The 23,488-nt window shown below is 50.1% G+C and carries 24 protein-coding genes; 17 read left to right on the forward strand and 7 right to left on the reverse strand.

Annotated features, from left to right (window positions below; genetic code table 11):
* Positions 1-145 precede the first annotated feature (145 nt).
* Positions 146-1,123 carry a Sel1 family TPR-like repeat protein YbeQ gene (gene ybeQ / locus FEK47_RS14495; RefSeq protein WP_135486514.1) on the forward strand — a complete coding sequence of 326 codons (978 nt, stop codon included), beginning with the start codon at positions 146-148 and terminating at the stop codon, positions 1,121-1,123.
* Positions 1,124-1,192: 69 nt separating this feature from the next.
* Here the strand turns inward: ybeQ and FEK47_RS14500 are convergent, their stop codons facing one another.
* Entirely contained in the window at positions 1,193-1,675 is a 483-nt protein-coding gene (locus tag FEK47_RS14500; RefSeq protein ID WP_001044880.1) for a zinc ribbon-containing protein, read from the reverse strand.
* Positions 1,676-1,910: 235 nt separating this feature from the next.
* Here FEK47_RS14500 and leuS point away from each other — a divergent pair, with 235 nt between their 5' ends.
* The 14 genes from leuS to lipA all read left to right on the forward strand — a co-directional run bounded on the left by leuS (position 1,911) and on the right by lipA (position 16,310).
* Positions 1,911-4,493 (forward strand): leucine--tRNA ligase, encoded by a 2,583-nt coding sequence (leuS, locus tag FEK47_RS14505; RefSeq protein WP_001157890.1) that lies wholly within the window; start codon positions 1,911-1,913, stop codon positions 4,491-4,493.
* 14 nt (positions 4,494-4,507) lie between these two features.
* Positions 4,508-5,086 (forward strand): LPS assembly lipoprotein LptE, encoded by a 579-nt coding sequence (lptE, locus tag FEK47_RS14510; RefSeq protein ID WP_130206491.1) that lies wholly within the window; start codon positions 4,508-4,510, stop codon positions 5,084-5,086.
* Positions 5,086-6,117, forward strand: coding sequence for a DNA polymerase III subunit delta (gene holA, locus FEK47_RS14515; RefSeq protein ID WP_130222596.1), 1,032 nt, complete (start codon positions 5,086-5,088; stop codon positions 6,115-6,117). Before lptE ends, holA begins: the two co-directional genes overlap by 1 nt.
* A gap of 1 nt (position 6,118) precedes the next feature.
* Positions 6,119-6,760 (forward strand): nicotinate-nucleotide adenylyltransferase, encoded by a 642-nt coding sequence (nadD, locus tag FEK47_RS14520; protein WP_064528967.1) that lies wholly within the window; start codon positions 6,119-6,121, stop codon positions 6,758-6,760.
* A gap of 23 nt (positions 6,761-6,783) precedes the next feature.
* On the forward strand, positions 6,784-7,395 hold the full coding sequence (locus tag FEK47_RS14525) for an adenosylcobalamin/alpha-ribazole phosphatase (protein ID WP_135486554.1): 612 nt from the start codon (positions 6,784-6,786) through the stop codon (positions 7,393-7,395).
* A 259-nt stretch (positions 7,396-7,654) separates the two neighbouring features.
* Positions 7,655-7,972 carry a ribosome silencing factor gene (gene rsfS / locus FEK47_RS14530; RefSeq protein WP_001161662.1) on the forward strand — a complete coding sequence of 106 codons (318 nt, stop codon included), beginning with the start codon at positions 7,655-7,657 and terminating at the stop codon, positions 7,970-7,972.
* A gap of 3 nt (positions 7,973-7,975) precedes the next feature.
* Positions 7,976-8,443 carry a 23S rRNA (pseudouridine(1915)-N(3))-methyltransferase RlmH gene (gene rlmH / locus FEK47_RS14535; RefSeq protein WP_000776104.1) on the forward strand — a complete coding sequence of 156 codons (468 nt, stop codon included), beginning with the start codon at positions 7,976-7,978 and terminating at the stop codon, positions 8,441-8,443.
* A gap of 30 nt (positions 8,444-8,473) precedes the next feature.
* The gene (mrdA, locus tag FEK47_RS14540) at positions 8,474-10,375 is read left to right on the forward strand and encodes a peptidoglycan DD-transpeptidase MrdA (RefSeq protein ID WP_130219433.1); all 1,902 of its coding nucleotides are present in this window, start codon (positions 8,474-8,476) and stop codon (positions 10,373-10,375) included.
* 2 nt (positions 10,376-10,377) lie between these two features.
* Positions 10,378-11,490, forward strand: a complete 1,113-nt coding sequence (mrdB, locus tag FEK47_RS14545) for a peptidoglycan glycosyltransferase MrdB (RefSeq protein WP_000131717.1) — start codon at positions 10,378-10,380, stop codon at positions 11,488-11,490.
* A 9-nt stretch (positions 11,491-11,499) separates the two neighbouring features.
* Entirely contained in the window at positions 11,500-12,576 is a 1,077-nt protein-coding gene (gene rlpA, locus FEK47_RS14550; RefSeq protein ID WP_138183228.1) for an endolytic peptidoglycan transglycosylase RlpA, read from the forward strand.
* A 140-nt stretch (positions 12,577-12,716) separates the two neighbouring features.
* A complete protein-coding gene (dacA, locus tag FEK47_RS14555; RefSeq protein ID WP_064528971.1) occupies positions 12,717-13,928 on the forward strand; it encodes a D-alanyl-D-alanine carboxypeptidase DacA in 1,212 nt (403 codons plus the stop codon).
* Between the two features lie 109 nt (positions 13,929-14,037).
* Positions 14,038-14,301: a DUF493 family protein YbeD gene (gene ybeD / locus FEK47_RS14560; RefSeq protein WP_130206481.1), complete on the forward strand. Its 264-nt coding sequence runs from the start codon at positions 14,038-14,040 to the stop codon at positions 14,299-14,301.
* Positions 14,302-14,400: 99 nt separating this feature from the next.
* Positions 14,401-15,042, forward strand: coding sequence for a lipoyl(octanoyl) transferase LipB (gene lipB, locus FEK47_RS14565; RefSeq protein WP_130206479.1), 642 nt, complete (start codon positions 14,401-14,403; stop codon positions 15,040-15,042).
* Positions 15,043-15,344: 302 nt separating this feature from the next.
* Positions 15,345-16,310 carry a lipoyl synthase gene (gene lipA, locus FEK47_RS14570; RefSeq protein ID WP_000042625.1) on the forward strand — a complete coding sequence of 322 codons (966 nt, stop codon included), beginning with the start codon at positions 15,345-15,347 and terminating at the stop codon, positions 16,308-16,310.
* A 99-nt stretch (positions 16,311-16,409) separates the two neighbouring features.
* Here the strand turns inward: lipA and tatE are convergent, their stop codons facing one another.
* Positions 16,410-16,613: a twin-arginine translocase subunit TatE gene (gene tatE, locus FEK47_RS14575; protein ID WP_064528973.1), complete on the reverse strand. Its 204-nt coding sequence runs from the start codon at positions 16,611-16,613 to the stop codon at positions 16,410-16,412.
* A gap of 128 nt (positions 16,614-16,741) precedes the next feature.
* On the reverse strand, positions 16,742-17,530 hold the full coding sequence (locus FEK47_RS14580) for a deaminated glutathione amidase (RefSeq protein WP_130258607.1): 789 nt from the start codon (positions 17,528-17,530) through the stop codon (positions 16,742-16,744).
* A gap of 92 nt (positions 17,531-17,622) precedes the next feature.
* Here FEK47_RS14580 and crcB point away from each other — a divergent pair, with 92 nt between their 5' ends.
* The gene (gene crcB / locus FEK47_RS14585) at positions 17,623-18,006 is read left to right on the forward strand and encodes a fluoride efflux transporter CrcB (RefSeq protein WP_130206475.1); all 384 of its coding nucleotides are present in this window, start codon (positions 17,623-17,625) and stop codon (positions 18,004-18,006) included.
* Between the two features lie 53 nt (positions 18,007-18,059).
* On the opposite strand, the gene cspE is transcribed toward crcB, so the two are convergent.
* On the reverse strand, positions 18,060-18,269 hold the full coding sequence (gene cspE, locus FEK47_RS14590) for a transcription antiterminator/RNA stability regulator CspE (protein WP_000034825.1): 210 nt from the start codon (positions 18,267-18,269) through the stop codon (positions 18,060-18,062).
* Between the two features lie 174 nt (positions 18,270-18,443).
* Positions 18,444-19,004 carry a lipid IV(A) palmitoyltransferase PagP gene (pagP, locus tag FEK47_RS14595; RefSeq protein WP_135486516.1) on the reverse strand — a complete coding sequence of 187 codons (561 nt, stop codon included), beginning with the start codon at positions 19,002-19,004 and terminating at the stop codon, positions 18,444-18,446.
* A 561-nt stretch (positions 19,005-19,565) separates the two neighbouring features.
* On the opposite strand from pagP, the gene dcuC reads away from it, so the two are divergent.
* Complete coding sequence (gene dcuC / locus FEK47_RS14600; protein ID WP_130206471.1) at positions 19,566-20,951, forward strand: anaerobic C4-dicarboxylate transporter DcuC; 1,386 nt, start codon at positions 19,566-19,568, stop codon at positions 20,949-20,951.
* Positions 20,952-20,989: 38 nt separating this feature from the next.
* Here dcuC and dpiA read toward each other — a convergent pair whose 3' ends face one another.
* Entirely contained in the window at positions 20,990-21,670 is a 681-nt protein-coding gene (gene dpiA, locus FEK47_RS14605) for a two-component response regulator DpiA (protein WP_130206469.1), read from the reverse strand.
* A complete protein-coding gene (gene dpiB / locus FEK47_RS14610) occupies positions 21,639-23,297 on the reverse strand; it encodes a sensor histidine kinase DpiB (RefSeq protein WP_130219425.1) in 1,659 nt (552 codons plus the stop codon). Before dpiB ends, dpiA begins: the two co-directional genes overlap by 32 nt.
* Positions 23,298-23,488: the final 191 nt, after the last annotated feature.

Genomic DNA, 23,488 nt, shown 5'->3' on the forward strand with positions numbered 1-23,488 from the left:
TTCATTTAATGAATGTAAACTACATTGCGAGGCTCATTTATTTATACTTTTCTGACGCAACATAATACGCATAAAATAAGGCTTACGCAAAAATGGAACATATAAAAATATAATATGCTTTATCTGCAACCATAAGGAAATGATAATGATTTTTACGTCAAGTTGCTGCGATAATTTATCAATAGATGAGATTATCGAACGTGCTGAACAAGGCGATAGTGAGGCTCAATATATTGTTGGATTTTATTACAATCGCGATAGCGCAATTGACTCTCCGGACGACGAAAAGGCCTTTTACTGGCTAAAGCTTGCCGCCGGGCAAGGTCATTGTGAAGCACAATATTCCTTAGGGCGGAAATACTCCGAGGATAAAAGCCGTCATAAAAATAATGAGCAAGCCATCTTTTGGCTGAAAAAAGCTGCCCTACAAGGACATACTTTCGCTTCCAACGCCCTTGGCTGGATACTGGATCGTGGAGAAGACCCCTACGATAAAGAAGCGGTTGCCTGGTATCAGATAGCCGCGGAGAGCGGAATGTCTTATGCGCAAAATAATCTTGGGTGGATGTACAGAAATGGCAACGGAGTCGCACAAGACTATGCGCTGGCATTTTTCTGGTACAAACAAGCTGCATTGCAAGGCCATAGTGACGCGCAAGACAATCTGGCCGATCTTTATAAAGATGGAGAAGGCGTTGCTCAAAACAAGACTCTCGCCGCATTCTGGTATTTGAAAAGCGCACAGCAGGGTAATCGGCACGCCCAGTTTCAAATTGCGTGGGCTTATAACGCTGGCGAAGGGGTAGACCAGGACTATAAGCAAGCGATGTACTGGTATCTGAAGGCTGCCGCTCAGGGAAGCATCGGCGCTTACGTTAACATCGGCTATATGTATAAACATGGGCAAGGCGTTGAGAAAGATTATAACGCGGCCTTTGAATGGTTTACGAAAGCCGCTGAATGCGATCATGCCACTGCCTGGTATAACCTGGCCATTATGTATCACTACGGAGAAGGAAGACCTGTTGATCTCCGACAGGCTCTCGACCTGTATCGTAAAGTTCAGTCATCCGGTACCAGGGATGTCAGTCAAGAAATCCGTGAGATTGAAGATTTACTGTAGAGATAAAAACAAGGGCCGGGGAATTTCATTCGGCCCAAATTCTCTTTATTAGTGTGCGAAATCAAACTATTACGGCTCAAACGGGCGTCTCTGGAACTGGTCATGACCACATTTCGGGCATAGCGTCAGCACTTCCGGCGTGTAGATCGGGAGATGGAAGTGACATTTCTCGCAGACCAGATTCCCCAGCCCTACCACTTCTCCGCTGTGATAAACCCCGTGATGATTGAGATCCTGGAAAACTTCACGCCATTCAAGCTGCGTTTTATCGGTGATGTCCGCCAGTTCCTGCCAGAGGCTTTCTTTAATCACCCGCATAAAAACGCTGTCGGATTCTTCCTTCAGGCTCTCTTCATAACTCATGGCGAACTCTTCCAGGTCACGTCTGACGGCCCGAGTCAGTTCATCGACCTCGGTCCGCGTTAACTCCCCTGTTTTTATTACACGCTCACGCGCCTGTTCTACCAGTGCATCGATATCGCGTTCGCCATTACGCAGTCGCTCGCTTAATGACGCCACCAGTTCACGGTAATATTGAGCAACCTTGTTCATCATTTCATCTCCCGTGTCGTTAACTGGCTATAATAATAGACGTTATTTACGCTCAACTTTGCAAGACTGCCCACAGAGTGTGTAAATTCGTGCAAGGATTACCGCTGTGCGATTTCAACGTCGAGTGCGCGAAAGGCTGTTTTGACGCGGACGTTTGGGCTATGCTATGCGGATCTGAAAAACCACCTCTAACGCTACTTTTGTAGCCGTAATGAAAACAGGACCACTGGCTGCCATGCAAGAGCAATACCGCCCGGAAGAGATAGAATCCAAAGTACAGCTTCATTGGGATGAGAAGCGCACATTTGAAGTAACCGAAGACGAGAGCAAAGAGAAGTATTACTGCCTGTCTATGCTTCCCTATCCTTCTGGTCGACTACACATGGGCCACGTACGTAACTACACCATCGGTGACGTGATCGCCCGTTACCAGCGCATGCTGGGCAAAAACGTTCTGCAGCCGATCGGCTGGGACGCGTTTGGTCTGCCTGCGGAAGGCGCGGCGGTAAAAAACAACACCGCGCCAGCACCGTGGACGTACGACAACATCGCGTACATGAAAAACCAGCTCAAAATGCTGGGCTTTGGTTATGACTGGAGCCGCGAGCTGGCAACCTGTACGCCGGAATACTACCGTTGGGAACAGAAATTCTTCACCGAGCTGTATAAAAAAGGTCTGGTATATAAGAAGACTTCTGCGGTCAACTGGTGCCCGAACGACCAGACCGTACTGGCTAACGAACAGGTTATCGACGGCTGCTGCTGGCGCTGCGATACCAAAGTTGAACGTAAAGAGATCCCGCAGTGGTTTATCAAAATCACCGCTTACGCTGACGAACTGCTCAACGATCTGGATAAACTGGATCACTGGCCAGACACCGTTAAAACCATGCAGCGTAACTGGATTGGTCGTTCCGAAGGCGTAGAAATCACCTTCAACGTTAACGACTATGACAACACGCTGACTGTTTATACTACTCGCCCGGACACCTTTATGGGTTGTACCTACCTGGCGGTAGCGGCAGGTCATCCGCTGGCGCAGAAAGCGGCAGAAAATAATCCAGAACTGGCGGCCTTTATTGACGAATGCCGTAACACCAAAGTTGCCGAAGCTGAAATGGCGACGATGGAGAAAAAAGGCGTCGATACTGGCTTTAAAGCGGTTCACCCATTAACGGGCGAAGAAATTCCGGTTTGGGCAGCAAACTTCGTATTGATGGAATACGGCACGGGCGCAGTCATGGCGGTTCCGGGTCACGACCAGCGCGACTACGAGTTTGCCTCTAAATACGGCCTGAACATCAAACCGGTTATCCTGGCGGCTGATGGTTCTGAACCCGATCTTTCTCAGCAGGCACTGACTGAAAAAGGCGTGCTGTTCAACTCTGGCGAGTTCAACGGTCTTGACCATGAAGCGGCCTTCAACGCCATCGCCGATAAACTGACTGCGATGGGCGTTGGCGAGCGTAAAGTGAATTACCGCCTGCGCGACTGGGGTGTTTCCCGTCAGCGTTACTGGGGCGCACCGATTCCGATGGTGACGCTGGAAGACGGCACTGTAATGCCGACCCCGGACGACCAGCTGCCGGTGATCCTGCCGGAAGATGTGGTGATGGACGGCATTACCAGCCCGATTAAAGCAGATCCGGAGTGGGCGAAAACCACCGTTAACGGTATGCCAGCGCTGCGTGAAACCGACACTTTCGACACCTTTATGGAGTCCTCCTGGTACTATGCGCGCTACACTTGCCCGGAGTACAAAGAAGGTATGCTGGATTCCGAAGCGGCTAACTACTGGCTGCCGGTGGATATCTACATTGGTGGTATCGAACACGCCATCATGCACCTGCTCTACTTCCGCTTCTTCCACAAACTGATGCGTGATGCAGGCATGGTGAACTCTGACGAACCAGCGAAACAGTTGCTGTGTCAGGGTATGGTGCTGGCAGATGCCTTCTACTATGTTGGCGAAAACGGCGAACGTAACTGGGTTTCCCCGGTTGATGCTATCGTTGAACGTGACGAAAAAGGCCGTATCGTGAAAGCGAAAGACGCGGCAGGCCATGAACTGGTTTATACCGGCATGAGCAAAATGTCCAAGTCGAAGAACAACGGTATCGACCCGCAGGTGATGGTTGAACGTTACGGCGCGGACACCGTTCGTCTGTTTATGATGTTCGCTTCTCCGGCGGATATGACTCTTGAATGGCAGGAGTCCGGCGTGGAAGGGGCTAACCGCTTCCTGAAACGTGTCTGGAAACTGGTGTACGAGCATACTGCGAAAGGTGATGTTGCGGCACTGAACGTCGATGCACTGACTGAAGATCAGAAAGCGCTGCGTCGCGATGTGCATAAAACGATCGCTAAAGTGACCGATGATATCGGCCGTCGTCAGACCTTCAACACCGCAATTGCGGCGATTATGGAGCTGATGAACAAACTGGCGAAAGCACCGACCGATGGCGAGCAGGATCGCGCCCTGATGCAGGAAGCGCTGCTGGCGGTAGTTCGTATGCTTAACCCGTTCACCCCACATATCTGTTTCACGCTGTGGCAGGAGCTGAAAGGCGAAGGCGATATCGACAACGCGCCGTGGCCGGTGGCTGACGAAAAAGCGATGGTGGAAGACTCCACGCTGGTCGTTGTTCAGGTTAACGGTAAAGTCCGTGCCAAAATCACCGTTCCGGTGGATGCAACGGAAGAACAGGTTCGTGAACGTGCTGGCCAGGAACATCTGGTAGCAAAATATCTTGATGGCGTTACCGTGCGTAAAGTGATTTACGTACCAGGTAAACTCCTCAATCTGGTCGTTGGCTAAGCGCGGGAGGAAGCGTGCGATATCTGGCAACATTGTTGTTATCTCTGGCGGTGTTAATCACCGCCGGGTGTGGCTGGCATCTGCGTGATACCACGCAGGTTCCTTCCACTATGAAGGTCATGATCCTGGACTCAGGCGATCCGAACGGGCCGTTAAGCCGTGCGGTGCGTAACCAGTTACGTCTGAACGGTGTCGAGTTGCTCGATAAAGAAACCACGCGTAAGGATGTTCCATCCCTGCGCCTGGGCGCTGTATCAATCTCACAGGATACCGCGTCGGTTTTCCGTAATGGTCAAACTGCGGAATATCAGATGGTGATGACTGTTAGCGCGTCGGTATTGATTCCTGGACGAGATATCTACCCGATTAGCGCCAAAGTCTTCCGTTCGTTCTTCGATAACCCGCAAATGGCGTTAGCGAAAGATAACGAGCAGGACATGATCATTAAAGAGATGTACGACCGTGCCGCCGAACAGCTTATTCGTAAGCTGCCAAGCATTCGCGCTGCGGACGTCCGTTCCGACGAAGAAACGTCGGCAACAACGGATACCACAGCAACGCCTGCACGCGTCTCCACCACGCTGGGTAACTGATGATTCGGTTGTACCCGGAACAGCTCCGCGCGCAGCTCACTGAAGGGCTGCGCGCGGCCTATCTTTTACTTGGTAACGATCCCCTGTTGTTGCAAGAAAGCCAGGACGCCATTCGTCAGGTCGCCGCCGCACAAGGGTTTGAAGAACACCATACTTTTTCCATTGATCCCAACACGGACTGGAACGCAATATTTTCGCTATGCCAGGCAATGAGCCTGTTTGCCAGTCGGCAAACTTTGTTGTTAGTGCTACCTGAAAATGGACCAAATGCGGCGATCAATGAACAACTCCTCACGCTCACCGGATTGCTGCATGACGATTTGCTGTTGATCGTACGCGGTAATAAATTGAGCAAAGCGCAGGAAAATGCCGCCTGGTTTACCGCGCTTGCAAACCGTAGCGTGCAGGTTACTTGCCAGACCCCAGAACAAGCCCAGCTTCCTCGCTGGGTTGCCGCGCGAGCAAAACAGCTCAATTTAGAACTGGATGACGCGGCGAATCAGGTGCTCTGCTACTGTTATGAAGGAAACCTGCTGGCACTGGCACAGGCACTGGAGCGTTTATCGCTACTCTGGCCGGACGGCAAACTGACACTGCCGCGCGTTGAGCAAGCGGTGAATGATGCCGCTCATTTCACCCCTTTTCATTGGGTTGACGCTTTGTTGAGTGGCAAAAGCAAGCGTGCATTGCATATTCTTCAGCAGTTGCGCCTGGAAGGCAGTGAGCCGGTGATATTGTTGCGTACTTTGCAACGTGAGCTATTGCTGCTGGTTAATCTGAAGCGTCAGTCTGCTCATACTCCACTGCGTGCGCTGTTTGACAAGCATCGGGTATGGCAGAACCGTCGTAACATGATTAGCGAAGCGCTAAATCGCCTGAGTCAGCCACAGTTACGTCAGGCTGTACAACTCCTGACACGAACGGAACTAACTCTCAAACAAGATTACGGTCAGTCCGTGTGGGCAGAACTGGAGGGATTATCTCTTCTTTTGTGTCATAAACCACTGGCAGACGTATTTATCGACGGTTGATATGAAATCTTTACAAGCTCTGTTTGGCGGCACCTTCGACCCGGTGCATTATGGCCATCTAAAACCCGTGGAAACGCTGGCGAATCTGATTGGTCTGACGCGAGTAACGATTATCCCTAACAACGTTCCTCCGCATCGCCCCCAGCCTGAAGCGAACAGCGTGCAGCGAAAACACATGCTTGAACTGGCGATTGCCGACAAGTCGCTGTTTACCCTTGATGAACGCGAGTTAAAGCGTAATGCCCCCTCTTACACGTCGCAGACGTTAAAAGAGTGGCGGCAGGAGCAAGGCCCAGATGTGCCGCTGGCGTTTATTATCGGTCAGGACTCGCTGCTGAACTTTCCGACCTGGTATGAATACGAAACGATTCTCGACAATGCACATTTGATAGTCTGTCGACGTCCAGGTTATCCGCTGGAAATGGCACAACCGCAGTACCAGCAGTGGCTGGAAGATCATTTGACGCATAATCCGGAAGATCTGCATCTTCAGCCTGCTGGTAAAATTTATCTCGCCGAAACGCCGTGGTTCAACATCTCGGCGACAATCATCCGCGAGCGTTTGCAAAACGGCGAATCTTGTGAGGAATTGTTACCAGAATCGGTACTGACTTACATTAACCAACAAGGCTTGTATCGCTGATATCTGCCGTCACGGAGGGAATGATGCGACTGTGGTTAATTCGTCACGGTGAAACGCAAGCGAATGTCGACGGGTTATACAGCGGTCATGCGCCTACACCACTTACGGAGCGCGGTATCGCGCAGGCGAAAAGCTTGCATACACTGCTACGTGATGTTCCCTTCGATAGGGTTTTATGCAGTGAACTGGAACGGGCGCAGCACACCGCGCGCCTGGTTCTTGACGACCGTCAACTCCTCGTGCAAATCATCCCTGAACTCAACGAAATGTTTTTTGGTGACTGGGAAATGCGGCATCATCGCGAGCTGATGCAAGAAGATGCCGAAAACTATAGTGCCTGGTGCAATGACTGGCAGCATACCGTCCCTACTCGCGGTGAAGGCTTTCAGGCATTTTCACAGCGGATAGAAAGGTTTATTGCCGGACTTGGTGAGTATCAGCAACACAAAAACATATTGATCGTTAGCCACCAGGGTGTGTTGAGCCTGTTGATTGCCCGCTTAATCGGCATGCCTCCCGAGGCAATGTGGCATTTTCGTGTAGACCAGGGCTGCTGGAGCGCCATTGATATCAATGACGAGTTCGCAACTCTACGTGTCCTCAATAGCCGCGCCATCTGGTGCGAAGATGCATGACTTTTCTGTTTTTTTACAGGTAAGCCGCAACGGACATTGACAGGCCCGGGCAGGCTGATATTCTCCGCAACCTGACTTTTCCGCCATACACGACTTTGTAGAAATTGTTTTACAAAAATGGCGATGCAATCTGTGACGCGGGGTGGGATGATAGCCCACTTTCAAGAGCCGATTTGCTGACATTTGTCCCGAAATCGCCTCTGCTTCAGGTATACTGACAGACCATTTTTATCTTTTTTATTTCACCCAGGGGGAAAACTTGCAGGGTAAAGCACTCCAGGATTTTGTTATCGACAAAATTGATGACCTCAAAGGTCAGGACATCATCGCCTTAGACGTTCAGGGCAAATCCAGTATCACCGACTGTATGATCATCTGTACGGGAACATCCAGCCGTCATGTTATGTCCATTGCCGACCACGTGGTTCAGGAATCTCGCGCGGCGGGTTTATTGCCCCTCGGCGTTGAAGGTGAAAACGGCGCCGACTGGATTGTGGTCGATCTGGGTGATGTGATTGTCCATGTTATGCAGGAAGAGAGCCGTCGCCTGTATGAGCTGGAAAAACTCTGGAGTTAATGCGTGAAGCTGCAACTTGTCGCCGTGGGAACGAAAATGCCGGACTGGGTACAAACCGGTTTTACCGAGTACCTGCGTCGTTTTCCGAAAGATATGCCTTTTGAACTGATTGAAATTCCGGCGGGAAAACGCGGCAAGAACGCGGATATCAAGCGCATACTCGACAAAGAGGGTGAGCAAATGCTGGCGGCTGCCGGTAAAAACCGCATTGTCACCCTCGATATCCCAGGCAAGCCCTGGGACACGCCGCAGTTAGCCGCTGAACTGGAACGCTGGAAGCTGGATGGCCGCGATGTCAGCTTGCTGATTGGCGGGCCGGAAGGGTTATCGCCTGCCTGTAAAGCGGCGGCAGAACAAAGCTGGTCACTTTCGGCGCTTACCCTCCCCCATCCGCTGGTTCGCGTACTGGTCGCAGAGAGTCTGTACCGGGCGTGGAGCATTACCACCAACCATCCTTATCACCGTGAGTGATATGGTAGCCTTAAGTAGAAAACGCAGCGGATGAAATTACAGAACTCTTTTCGCGACTATTCGGCAGAGTCCGCGCTGTTTGTGCGCCGGGCGCTGGTCGCCTTTTTGGGGATTTTGCTGCTAACCGGCGTGCTCATCGCCAACTTGTATAACCTACAAATTGTTCGCTTTACCGATTACCAGACCCGTTCTAATGAAAACCGCATTAAGCTGGTGCCTATCGCCCCCAGCCGCGGCATTATCTACGACCGTAACGGTATCCCTCTGGCGCTCAACCGAACTATCTATCAGATAGAGATGATGCCGGAGAAAGTCGATAACGTGCAGCAGACTCTGGACGCCCTGCGCAGCGTGGTTGACCTGACCGATGACGATATCGCCGCGTTTCGAAAGGAGCGTGCACGTTCGCACCGTTTTACCTCTATTCCGGTGAAAACCAACCTGACTGAAGTTCAGGTGGCGCGTTTCGCCGTTAACCAGTACCGTTTTCCAGGTGTGGAAGTTAAAGGCTATAAACGTCGTTACTATCCCTATGGTTCAGCGTTGACCCACGTTATCGGTTATGTCTCGAAAATTAACGATAAAGACGTCGAGCGACTAAATAATGACGGCAAACTGGCCAACTATGCCGCAACACATGATATCGGCAAGCTGGGGATTGAACGTTACTACGAAGATGTTCTGCACGGCCAGACGGGTTATGAAGAAGTTGAAGTTAACAACCGCGGTCGCGTCATCCGCCAGTTAAAAGAAGTATCGCCGCAGGCCGGGCATGATATTTACCTGACAATTGATCTCAAGCTCCAGCAGTATATTGAAACACTGCTGGCGGGCAGTCGTGCCGCTGTTGTAGTCACCGATCCGCGTACAGGTGGCGTGCTGGCGCTGGTTTCTACGCCAAGTTACGACCCAAACCTGTTTGTTGACGGTATCTCCAGCAAAGATTATTCCGCGTTGCTGAACGACCCGAACACACCACTGGTGAACCGTGCCACGCAGGGGGTTTATCCGCCAGCGTCGACGGTTAAACCTTATGTGGCGGTTTCGGCATTAAGTGCAGGGGTGATCACCCGTAATACCAGCCTGTTTGATCCTGGATGGTGGCAGTTGCCGGGGTCTGAAAAGCGTTATCGTGACTGGAAAAAATGGGGCCACGGTCGCCTGAATGTCACTAAATCGCTGGAAGAGTCAGCAGATACCTTCTTCTATCAGGTTGCCTACGATATGGGCATCGACCGCCTTTCTGAATGGATGGGTAAATTTGGCTACGGTCATTACACCGGTATCGACCTGTCGGAAGAACGTTCCGGTAATATGCCAACCCGCGAATGGAAACAGAAACGCTTTAAAAAACCGTGGTATCAGGGTGACACCATTCCGGTCGGTATCGGTCAGGGGTACTGGACAGCGACCCCTATCCAGATGAACAAAGCACTGATGATCCTGATTAACGACGGTATTGTGAAGGTTCCGCACTTGCTGATGAGCACCGCCGAAAATGGCAAACAAGTGCCGTGGGTACAGCCGCATGAACCGCCGGTAGGCGATATTCATTCTGGTTACTGGGAACTGGCGAAAGACGGCATGTTTGGTGTTGCTAACCGTCCTAACGGTACGGCACATAAATACTTTGCCAGCGCGCCTTACAAAATTGCGGCTAAATCCGGTACTGCGCAGGTCTTCGGCCTGAAGGCGAACGAAACTTATAATGCGCACAAAATTGCCGAGCGTCTGCGCGACCACAAACTGATGACCGCGTTTGCGCCATATAACAATCCGCAAGTCGCTGTCGCTATGATTCTGGAAAACGGCGGGGCTGGCCCGGCGGTCGGTACGCTGATGCGCCAGATCCTCGACCATATTATGCTTGGTGACAACAACACCGATCTGCCTGCAGAAAACCCGGCGGTTACTGCTGCGGAGGACCATTAATCATGACGGATAATCCGAATAAAAAAACATTCTGGGATAAAGTCCATCTTGATCCCACAATGCTACTGATCTTACTGGCATTACTGGTCTACAGCGCCCTGGTAATCTGGAGCGCCAGCGGCCAGGACATCGGCATGATGGAGCGTAAAATCGGCCAGATCGCGATGGGGCTGGTCATTATGGTGGTGATGGCCCAAATTCCGCCGCGCGTTTATGAAGGCTGGGCGCCCTATCTCTATATTATCTGTATTATTTTGCTGGTAGCGGTAGATGCCTTTGGGGCCATCTCCAAAGGCGCTCAACGTTGGCTGGATCTCGGTATCGTTCGTTTCCAGCCCTCGGAAATCGCCAAAATAGCTGTGCCGCTCATGGTGGCTCGCTTTATCAACCGTGACGTTTGCCCGCCGTCGTTAAAAAATACCGCCATCGCGCTGGTGCTGATTTTTATGCCCACGTTGCTGGTGGCAGCGCAGCCTGACCTGGGGACGTCAATCCTCGTTGCGCTTTCCGGTCTGTTTGTACTGTTTCTCTCCGGACTTAGCTGGCGCCTGATTGGCGTTGCAGTGGTACTGGTGGCAGCATTTATCCCAATCTTGTGGTTCTTCCTGATGCATGATTACCAGCGCCAGCGCGTAATGATGCTACTCGACCCGGAATCAGACCCACTTGGCGCGGGCTATCACATTATTCAGTCTAAAATTGCTATTGGCTCCGGTGGATTACGCGGTAAAGGCTGGCTGCACGGTACCCAGTCACAGCTTGAATTTCTGCCCGAACGCCATACCGATTTTATCTTCGCGGTACTGGCGGAAGAGTTGGGATTAGTGGGTATTTTGATTTTGCTTGCTCTCTATATTCTGCTCATCATGCGCGGACTGTGGATTGCAGCCAGAGCACAAACTACCTTTGGTCGCGTCATGGCTGGCGGCTTAATGCTGATATTATTCGTTTATGTCTTCGTAAATATTGGTATGGTAAGCGGTATTCTGCCGGTTGTAGGGGTTCCACTCCCGCTGGTCAGTTATGGAGGATCGGCGCTCATAGTGCTGATGGCTGGGTTTGGGATTGTGATGTCAATCCACACCCACAGGAAAATGTTGTCGAAAAGCGTGTAAGAGGTGCGAATGCGTAAGCAGTGGCTCGGGATCTGCATCGCGGCAGGAATGCTCGCGGCATGTACTAGCGATGATGGTCAGCAACAGACGGTAAGTGTGCCGCAGCCTGCGGTATGTAACGGCCCTATAGTTGAAATTAGCGGGGCGGAACCACGTTTCGAACCACTGAACGCGACGGCAAATCAGGATTATCAGCGCGACGGCAGAAGCTACAAAATCGTGCAGGCCCCTTCACGCTTTAGCCAGGCGGGCCTTGCAGCCATTTATGATGCCGAACCTGGCAGCAATCTGACGGCATCTGGCGAAGCATTTGATCCAACGCAGCTGACGGCGGCGCATCCAACGCTCCCCATCCCCAGCTACGCCAGAATCACCAACCTGGCTAATGGGCGGATGATCGTGGTGCGGATTAACGATCGCGGTCCCTACGGCAACGACCGTGTAATTTCACTTTCACGCGCGGCAGCTGACCGTCTTAACACCTCGAACAATACAAAAGTTCGTATCGATCCTATTATCGTCGCCCAGGATGGTTCATTTTCTGGCCCAGGCATGGCTTGCACTACCATTGCCAAACAGACTTACGCCCTGCCTGCGCCGCCCGATTTAAACGGCGGCAGCGGAACAAACTCTATGTCTGTCCCGCAGGGTGATATTCTCCCGGTCAGCAACTCGACGCTGAAAAGCGAAGATCCGACCGGCGCGCCGGTAACCAGCAGCGGCTTCCTCGGCGCACCGACCACCCTGGCGCCCGGCGTACTGGAAGGCAGCGAACCGACGCCTGCACCACAGCCCGTTGTCTCGGCACCTGCAACAACACCTGCAATGGTGACACCGCAAGCCGCTTCGCAAAGCGCCAGCGGTAACTTTATGGTGCAAGTGGGGGCCGTTAGCGATCAGGCACGCGCGCAACAGTATCAACAGCAACTGGGACAAAAGTTCGGCGTACCCGGTCGCGTGACCCAAAACGGCGCGGTCTGGCGTATTCAGCTTGGTCCATTTGCCAACAAAGCTGAAGCCAGTGCCTTACAGCAACGTTTACAAACCGAAGCCCAATTACAGTCATTTATTACCACCGCGCAATAACGTAAAGCAGGCATCTGAAATGTCAATTTCTGTAAATGACGTTAACAAAGTCACGCGGAAAGTCAGATGCCTGGCGGTAGTGCATTTGCTATAGTAGGGCACTTATTTTAAATTCCATCACGGATGTCGTAGTTCAGACCATGAATACCATTTTTTCCGCTCGTATCATGAAGCGCCTGGCGCTCACCACGGCTCTTTGCACAGCCTTTATCTCTGCTGCACATGCCGATGACCTGAATATCAAAACCATGATCCCGGGTGTACCGCAGATCGACGCGGAGTCTTACATCCTGATCGACTATAACTCCGGCAAAGTGCTCGCCGAGCAAAATGCGGATGTCCGTCGCGACCCTGCAAGTCTGACCAAAATGATGACCAGCTACGTTATCGGCCAGGCAATGAAAGCAGGTAAATTCAAAGAATCTGATTTAGTGACCATCGGCAATGACGCCTGGGCCACCGGTAACCCGGTGTTCAGAGGTTCTTCGCTGATGTTCCTCAAACCTGGCATGCAGGTACCGGTTTCTCAGCTTATCCGTGGTATCAACCTGCAATCTGGTAACGATGCTTGTGTTGCCATGGCTGACTTCGCCGCCGGTAGCCAGGATGCTTTCGTTGGTCTGATGAACAGTTACGTTAACGCCCTGGGCCTGAAAAATACCCACTTCCAGACTGTACACGGTCTGGACGCTGACGGTCAGTACAGCTCCGCGCGTGATATGGCGCTGATCGGTCAGGCCCTGATTCGTGATGTACCTAACGAATACGCTATCTATAAAGAGAAAGAGTTTACCTTTAACGGTATTCGCCAGCTCAACCGTAACGGCCTGCTATGGGATAACAGCCTGAATGTCGACGGTATCAAAACTGGCCATACTGACAAGGCGGGCTACAACCTTGTCGCCTCCGCAACGGAAGGTCAGATGCGTCTGATCTCCGCAGTCATGGGCGGACGCACGTTCAAAGGCCGTGAAACCGAAAGTAAAAAACTGCTGACCTGGGGCTTCCGTTTCTTCGAAACGGTTAACCCGCTGAAAGTTGGCAAAGAGTTCGCCTCTGAACCGGTATGGTTTGGTAATACTGACCGCGCTTCGTTAGGGGTTGATAAAGACGTTTACCTGACCATTCCGCGTGGCCGCATGAAAGACCTGAAAGCCAGCTACGTGCTGAACAGCAGTGAACTGCATGCGCCGCTGCAAAAGAACCAGGTCGTTGGCACCATCAACTTCCAGCTTGATGGCAAAACTATCGAACAACGCCCGCTGGTGGTGTTACAGGAAATTCCGGAAGGTAACTTCTTCGGCAAAATCATTGATTACATTAAATTAATGTTCCATCACTGGTTTGGCTAAAAATTGAACACTTGAAAGTGTAATTTCCGCCCCCATATACTAAGCATCAGTAAAAAACTCCCGCCCTCTGGCGGGAGTTGCTATTTAATTACGTTACGCCGGAGCTGACATGAAAACCAAACTTAACGAACTGCTTGAATTCCCTACTCCTTTTACCTACAAAGTAATGGGGCAGGCGTTACCTGAGCTGGTTGATCAGGTGGTTGAAGTGGTACAGCGCCATGCGCCAGGTGACTACAACCCAACGGTAAAACCAAGCAGCAAAGGCAACTACCACTCGGTATCTATCACTATCAACGCCACTCATATCGAGCAGGTTGAAACTCTGTACGAAGAACTGGGCAAAATCGATATCGTCCGTATGGTTCTGTAATTCGCTTCTCCGTTACCCGGCCTCTGGTCGGGTAACTCCCCTCCCCTCGCTGTGATATAATTTTCCCCACTTTTACTCATTCTCCACGGAGATGCCGTTTTGTATCAGGATAAAATTCTTGTCCGCCAGCTCGGCCTTCAGCCTTACGAGCCTATTTCTCAGGCTATGCATGAATTCACCGATACCCGTGATGAAAATACCCTTGATGAAATCTGGTTGGTTGAACACCATCCTGTATTTACCCAGGGACAAGCAGGCAAAGCGGAACATATTTTAATGCCGGGTGATATTCCGGTGATCCAGAGCGATCGCGGCGGCCAGGTAACTTATCACGGGCCGGGGCAACAGGTGATGTATGTGTTGCTTAACCTCAAACGTAGGAAGCTGGGCGTGCGTGAACTGGTGACCTTGCTCGAACAAACGGTAGTGAATACCCTGGCCGAGCTGGATATTGAAGCGCACCCTCGGGCTGATGCTCCAGGTGTCTACGTTGGGGAAAAGAAAATTTGTTCGCTCGGATTGCGTATTCGCCGCGGCTGTTCATTCCACGGTCTGGCATTAAACGTCAATATGGATCTTTCGCCATTTTTACGTATCAACCCTTGTGGTTATGCCGGGATGGAAATGGCAAAAATATCGCAATGGAAACCTGATGCGACCACCGATAATATTGCACCACGCTTACTGGCAAATATTTTAGCGCTACTCAAAAATCCTGACGTAGAATATATCCCTGCTTAATTCCCCCTCATTAATGACCCAAATCATATTGGGTCATTGTAGTCAGCGTGTTCCAGTGCTTCGCGGGAAACTGATGCTATCGAATGTGTTTTGAAAAAGTATCGTTACATAGCGTTCACAGCGTAGAACGATAAAATGGCACAAACCAACAACAATTTTACATTTTCGCGACCGCTTTGGCTGCTTTCTGGGCCGTTTCAATGATATACTGCCAGTCGTTAATTCAAAAATAGTTGATAATTACAACAATCCATTGAATTGAAACGCTTTCCTTCGTAATTCGCAACTGGAACACGCACGCTATGAGTAAACCCATTGTGATGGAACGCGGTGTTAAATACCGCGATGCCGATAAGATGGCCCTTATCCCGGTTAAAAACGTGGCAACAGAGCGCGAAGCCCTGCTGCGCAAGCCGGAATGGATGAAAATCAAGCTTCCCGCGGACTCTACACGTATCCAGGGCATCAAAGCCGCAATGCGCAAAAATGGCCTGCATTCTGTCTGTGAGGAAGCCTCCTGCCCTAACCTGGCAGAATGCTTCAACCACGGCACAGCAACGTTTATGATCCTCGGCGCCATTTGTACGCGCCGTTGTCCGTTCTGTGACGTTGCCCACGGTCGCCCGGTCGCCCCGGATGCCAACGAGCCGGTAAAACTGGCGCAGACCATTGCTGATATGGCGCTGCGTTATGTGGTTATCACCTCCGTTGACCGCGATGACCTGCGCGATGGCGGAGCCCAGCACTTTGCGGATTGCATTACTGCCATCCGGGAAAAAAGCCCGGAAATCAAAATCGAAACTCTGGTGCCGGATTTCCGTGGTCGTATGGATCGCGCGCTGGATATTCTGACCGCCACGCCGCCAGACGTGTTCAACCACAACCTGGAAAACGTACCGCGTATTTACCGTCAGGTACGCCCGGGTGCAGATTACAACTGGTCGCTAAAACTATTGGAACGCTTTAAAGAAGCGCATCCGGAGATCCCGACCAAATCCGGTTTGATGGTGGGACTGGGTGAAACCAATGAAGAGATTATTGAAGTCATGCGCGATCTGCGCCGCCATGGTGTAACCATGTTGACACTGGGGCAATATCTGCAGCCAAGCCGCCATCACCTGCCGGTACAACGCTACGTTAGCCCGGATGAGTTTGATGAAATGAAGGCCGAAGCGCTGGCGATGGGCTTTACCCATGCTGCATGCGGTCCGTTTGTCCGCTCTTCGTACCACGCCGACTTGCAGGCGAAAGGGATGGAAGTTAAGTAATCGCGTAATAATTGCTTACATCTGTCTGATAAAAAACCCGCTATCTGAAGCGGGTTTTTTTATCGAACAAGATATTGAGGGAGCGTCCTGCTCGCCACGTCACTCTTTATGAGAGAGCTTTTCAGCCTGAATATCAACGTCTGCGCCTTTTTTAGCCGCAGCGTCATCATCATTCATCGCTTTCTTGAACCCTTTAATGGCCGCTCCCAGGTCTCCGCCCAGCGTACGTAACTTCTTAGTCCCAAACAGCAGAACGACCAGCGCCGCAACTACCAGCAGTTTGGTAATACTAATCTCACCCATAGATACCTTCTTGACATAAAACTGGCAACAGAACGCGCCTTAAAAACCAGAGAATATTAACGGTCATTCGACGCGCGCACACAATAGCAATCTGTAACAAGGTGAATCAAGCGCCGAGTAAAAAAACATCATAATAATTGCGGCGGCGCAAAGCGACGGTTGTTTAAGACGGGAAGTTGCGCGCGCACCTGACGCACACGTTCGGGCGTCACTTCCGCCATAATGAGCGCTGGCATTTCTGCCGCTGCCGCAATGGTGACGCCAAAGGGATCTATAATCCGGCTTTGCCCGATATTTTTGTTCCCGCACTCCCCCGCTGCCACCATATAACAGGTGGTATCCAGAGCACGAGCGGCTAGCAAGGTTGACCAGTGGTGCTCTTTGAGTGGCCCGCGAACCCAGGCCGCTGGCAGGATCAGGATTTCCGCGCCCTGTAATGCCAGGGCTAATGCCAACTCTGGAAAGCGTAAATCATAGCAGGTCATCAGCCCCACTTTCATGCCTTCAACCTCCAGTAAAGGGGCTATTTCATCACCTGCATCCACATGGCGCGATTCCTGAATGGCAAACGCATCATAGAGATGCAATTTGGCATAATGGGCGACAATTTTCCCCGCCTGCAGCGCCACCAGCATATTCCACGCGCGCCCAGGGGTTGAGGGAACATGAATCGTCAGAATCGTCGTCATCATGTTACGTTTACTTTCCCGCAGTAAACGTCCGAGGAATTCCCCTTCCAGCAACTGTGCCGATTTAACTGACAAATTCGGGTCAAGATCGTCGCGCGCCAGAAGCGCTTCCGGCAGGACAAACAGCGATACGTCGTTTTCCGCCGCCTGCGCCATTAACGAGGCGCAAATCTCAGCGTTCTTTTCCCATATTGATGTAACAGCAAATTGTCCTGCGGCAACCAGCATTGCCACCTCCTGTCAGAGTTGTAAAATTCGCCAACGACGAATATTCGGCGTTAAACTTATCACTCATACAAATCAAATAGCAGGATTTAGCTGTGTTACAACTCCTTTTAGCAGTTTTTATTGGTGGTGGTACGGGAAGCGTGGCGAGATGGATGTTAAGTATGCGGTTTAACCCACTGCACCAGGCTATTCCACTCGGAACTCTGGCAGCAAACCTGATTGGGGCATTTATCATAGGAATGGGGTTTGCCTGGTTTAGCCGCATGACTAATATCGATCCGGTGTGGAAAGTATTAATCACCACTGGTTTTTGTGGCGGGCTAACGACCTTCTCAACATTTTCGGCAGAAGTGGTGTTTTTATTGCAGGAGGGGCGTTTTGGCTGGGCGCTACTGAACGTCTTCGTTAACCTGTTAGGTTCCTTTGCCATGACCGCACTGGCTTTTTGGCTATTTTCAGCATCAACCGCACACTGAAGACCAAAAAAAACCCGCTGAATAAGCGGGTTTTGAATTCTTGCTGACGTATCTTACAGAGCGATCACGTTTGCAGCAGAAGGGCCTTTGGCACCGTTAGTGATTTCGAACTCTACGCGCTGACCTTCAGCAAGAGTTTTAAAACCATTAGTCTGGATTGCAGAGAAGTGTACGAACACATCTTTGCTGCCGTCTTCCGGAGTAATGAAACCGAATCCTTTGGACTCATTAAACCACTTAACGTTACCTTTAATCTTAGACATCAAAATTACCTTTACATGAAAAATAGACACAAATGCTGTGTCGGTTACCAGTACACCAATTGTGGTACGCTTTGTCCAGTGCAACTTTACTAAAAAGTGATAAAAGTCGCGTTATTTTTGATGTTAATTTCATTACACACTGATTTTTAAGGCTTTTATTAAAACGTGACTTGTCTAAAACTGAAACCGCATCCAGGCAAAGTAAACATTGCCGTTGTTGTAAGTGCCAGGGATATAGGTCATCTGAAAAGTCGCAGGGCCATAGCCCACAGAAGCCAATGGCAGTATCAGCGGAACAGGTATGTAGTTCCAGTTATCACGCGCCGTCACACCTGCGGTGAATCCCAGACCAACATGAAAGTTTTCATCGGCAAGCGGTCGCCAGGTACTTTCCCAACCGTATCCGGCAATGGGCTCCCATTTATTCCACGAATCCTTAAACGCCATCGCGTACAAACCGTGCCAGTTGCCTTTCTCATCCCAACGTGACTGACCAAAACCTCCCCCCCACGGTCTTTCGTTATAGCGATCGGTTTTTTCTTTGTCATAAGCGAAACGTGCATGCCAGGTAATGGCGGGAATATACAGATCATAATGTTCTGGCCGCTGCCAGGTTTCTGCGACATTATCTTTAAATGTCGCAATCCATTGCTCTGCACTAGCAGAAACTTCTTCAATGCAGATTAACTGAATAAAAGTAAAGGAAAATACGGTAACACATTTACTAGCGCCCATTAGCAACCACAGAAAACTTATCAAAAATATATTACCAGCATAGCCAAAGAAAAATAAATACAACCTTAACAAGGCAAACATAAAGAATAATCCGAGCGCCTGAAAAATTTATTTCATGAAATTTACTAATAAAACCATCGGATTATTCCGGAGACTAAGAAATATTTTCAGATAAAGAACAACTCATGCAAATAAAAGTCACACCCATATAAATAATTATCATTCATTTATTTTTCAATTAGATACAATGAAACCATCAATAAAATCATTGTTTGCATTGCCACATGATACGCATACAAGATTATTTTTTGGACGGACAAAACACCATAAAACAATTAACAAAATCGCATCAATTATTCATCAGTTTATAAACATAGTTATGTTGTAATTACTCCCCCTAAAATAAATTTTGTTATCCAGGTATAAAAACAACAACATCAATGTCTTAATGACAGCTTTCTTGATTTCAATCAGCATCCGATGTCAATTTATTCGGCATATTTTTTTCTTATTTTAGGACTTTTTTATTATTTATTGTAGATTCTGGAGACAGGAAAGAATATGCAGACATTTATTGAACTCCTTATTGGGGTTGTCGTTATTGTGGGTGTAGCTCGCTACATCATTAAAGGGTATTCCGCCACCGGGGTGCTATTTGTTGGCGGCCTGCTACTGCTGATCATCAGCGCTATAATGGGACACAAAGTTTTACCCTCCAGCCAGACTTCCACTGGCTACAGCGCCACAGATATCGTTGAATACATTAAAATATTACTGATGAGCCGTGGCGGCGATCTCGGCATGATGATCATGATGCTGTGTGGCTTTGCCGCTTATATGACCCACATTGGCGCGAACGATATGGTTGTCAAACTGGCATCAAAACCGCTGCAGTACATTAACTCCCCTTACCTGCTGATGATTGCCGCCTACTTTGTCGCCTGTCTGATGTCACTGGCAGTCTCTTCCGCAACCGGTCTTGGCGTTTTACTGATGGCAACGTTGTTCCCGGTGATGGTGAACGTTGGTATCAGTCGCGGCGCGGCAGCTGCCATTTGTGCCTCACCAGCAGCAATTATTCTCGCACCAACATCTGGTGATGTGGTGCTGGCTGCACAGGCTTCTGAAATGCCGCTGATTGACTTCGCCTTCAAAACAACACTTCCTATCTCAATTGCCGCGATTATCGGCATGGCGATTGCCCACTTTTTCTGGCAGCGTTATCTGGACAAAAAAGAGCACATCTCTCATGAAATGTTAGATGTCAGCGAAATCACAACCACCGCGCCCGCGTTTTACGCCATTCTGCCGTTTACACCGATCATTGGCGTGCTATTTTTTGACGGCAAATGGGGTCCGCAATTGCACATCATCACCATTCTGGTGATCTGTATGCTGATTGCCTCTGTTCTGGAATTTCTTCGCGGCTTTAATACGCAAAAAGTCTTTTCGGGCCTCGAGGTGGCTTACCGCGGCATGGCTGATGCCTTCGCTAACGTAGTAATGTTATTAGTTGCCGCAGGGGTTTTCGCTCAGGGCCTTAGCACCATCGGCTTTATCCAGAGCCTGATCTCAATCGCCACCTCGTTCGGTTCGGCGAGCATTATCCTGATGCTGGTGCTGGTTATCCTGACAATGCTGGCAGCAGTCACCACTGGTTCCGGCAATGCGCCTTTCTATGCCTTTGTTGAGATGATCCCGAAACTGGCACACTCTTCCGGCATTAACCCGGCGTACCTGACAATCCCGATGCTGCAGGCGTCAAACCTGGGGCGCACGCTTTCGCCAGTCTCTGGCGTGGTGGTTGCCGTTGCGGGGATGGCTAAAATATCACCTTTTGAAGTGGTTAAACGCACCTCGGTGCCGGTGCTTGTTGGGCTAGTGATTGTCATTGTGGCTACAGAGTTGATGGTGCCCGGTACGACCGCCGCGGTTGCTGGTAAGTAATTTCCCAGGCCGGAGGAGCGCATCCTCCGGCACCCTCTTCATCCGCTGTGGTAAATGCGCTGCGGCCGGCCGACTTTGCCGTGAACAATCTCGGCGATGATCAGATGTCGGCTGGCGCAATATTCAAGATAACGTCTCGCGGTGGTGCGGCTTATGGTCAAAGCCTGCGCTACTGTCTCAGCCGTATGTTGCACACCTGGCTCCTTGAACAGTTTTCTCACTGCGTTTAACGTCAACGCGTCAATGCCAGTTGGCAGCTCATCCTTTGGTTCACCGCGAGCGTAAGCGTTGAACATCTCATCAATTTGCTTCTGACTGGCGCTATCAATACTTTCCAGCATGTGTCTACGCTGGCGATAACGAGTTAATGTCTGCCCCAGACGCTCATAAGCGATTGGTTTGATTAAATAATCAAACACACCGCAGCGCACAGCCTCAGATACCGTTTCCATATCGCTGGCGGCAGTGGTAAACACCACATCGCCGGGGTAATGCGTCTGCACCAACTCATGCAACAAATTAATGCCCCTACCATCAGGAAGATAGTTATCCAGCAAGATAAGCCCCGGCTTAAAACGCTCAATCATCATTCGGGCCTGCGCCAGGTTTCCCGCCAGCAATATCTGACTGAAGCCGGGAATGTGACGAATATATTCCGCATGCATTTCTGCCAACGGTGTTTCGTCCTCAACGATCAATAGGGTTAATGGAGCTGTCATCAGGTTTCACTTTCGGAATATAGATTGAAAATAAAGTACCGCAGGGATCATTCTCTTCGAGAGTGATAACTCCACCGCAGCGCGTTACATAGCTGGCAATAAGATACAACCCAATGCCATGCTCACCGGGTTCATCAGCACGCGTACTGACGCCCTGCTCAAATATTTTGTCGCGAAGAGACTCTGGAATGCCGCAGCCCTGATCGGCCACTTCGATTACCACGTCGTCGCCTTCATCGCTCAGGTATAATTCGACTGTCTTATTCCCTTTATCACTATGCAGACTGGCTTCGAAGGCATTATCGAGTAAGTTGCCCACTATCGCCGCAAATTCAGTGCTGTCCAGCCCTTGCGGCAGTTGTGAAAGTTGGCTGCCTGGAACAATCGTCATTTTTAGCCCCAGCTCCCGGGCGCGCTGCACTTTACCAAAAAGAAGCCCCGCCACCTGGCGATCGGCAAATGCTTCACGCAGACTATCAATAAGTTGCTGCTGAGCCTGGGACTCCCCCTGAACCATCGCCAGCACACGATCATACTCTTTCATCTGCAACAGACCATTGAGCGTAGACATCCAATTGAGATGTTCATGACGTAGTGTGCGCAGACTTTCAACATATTGTTTAATTTGCGTCAGTTGCGCATTAAGGGTAGATATTTCGTCTTTACTACGAAAACTAATAATTGCACCTAGCAAATCATCACCAGAACGAATAGCTTCGCGGTTAGCAATAACGCTCAGACCATTAAAATTCGCCACCACATCCTGACGTTTTTCATCAATTTGTTCGGTAAAAAAATCAGCCGGTCTAACAACCTCTGCAATAGGTCTGCCCAGCCACTGCCGTCCGGGGGAACTCAGCCCCAACATTTTTCTTGCATTGCGGTTGATGGCAGTAATATGCCCATACGGGTCCACTGCAATCAGCCCTTCATAAACCGAACTAAAAAGCGCCTCTTGCTGGCGGACCACGCGCGCAATCTGCTTTGGTTCCATGCCCATCATCTGGCGGCGGATATGCGCAGCTAAGAACCACGACAGCAGCATCAGAATGCCTAACAGCACGACAAACACACCCACCATCGGTAATAAAAACTCAGCCCGCCAGCTATCGATTTTACTCACCAGATACCCCACCGACACCACGCCGATGACTTTGCCATCGTCATCAAAGATCGGCGTTTTGGCGCGCATTGCCATACCTATCGACCCTTTGCCGGTGATGAAGTAACTCTCCCCTCTTTCCAGCGCTCCCGGCTTGGTAAACTGCATGGGGTAGCCAATCTTTTCCGGATTAGGATGGTAAAGGCGGATCGAATCCCGGTCACCAATCACCACATAATCGAAGTCGGTATCTCTTTGCAATTTGTTGGCAATAGTAGCCAGTCGTTTGTAGTCACGCGTTTTCACTGCGGTGATGATACTGTCATTGGAGGCAATAATTTTCGCTTGATTCATTGCCATATCACGAACATGAAGCGTTAAATAGTCCTCAAAGCTGGCGGTAAAATATTGCGCCAGCGCAGCGATGACAAATATCGAGAACACCAAAATCAGCAAAAAAATACGCAGCGGGAACGCCAGTCGTTGGAAAAAAGCAAACTGTTTATTCTCATTAAGCTGCAACATTGTTTTCCTTGCGGGGTAAGCCCTGTTTTTTGGCGGATGTAATTAAAATGTTGAATCTCGATTTATAAATATCAAATATGATCGTGACAAATTTCATTCATTAAATCAATTAAATCAATTAAACCTATGGGTCAATTCGTAATTACATTAATTAAAAAACTTAAAACCATTAAATAAATAAAAAACCACTA

The sequence above is a fragment of the Escherichia sp. E3659 genome (assembly GCF_005781135.1).
GTDB lineage: Bacteria > Pseudomonadota > Gammaproteobacteria > Enterobacterales > Enterobacteriaceae > Escherichia.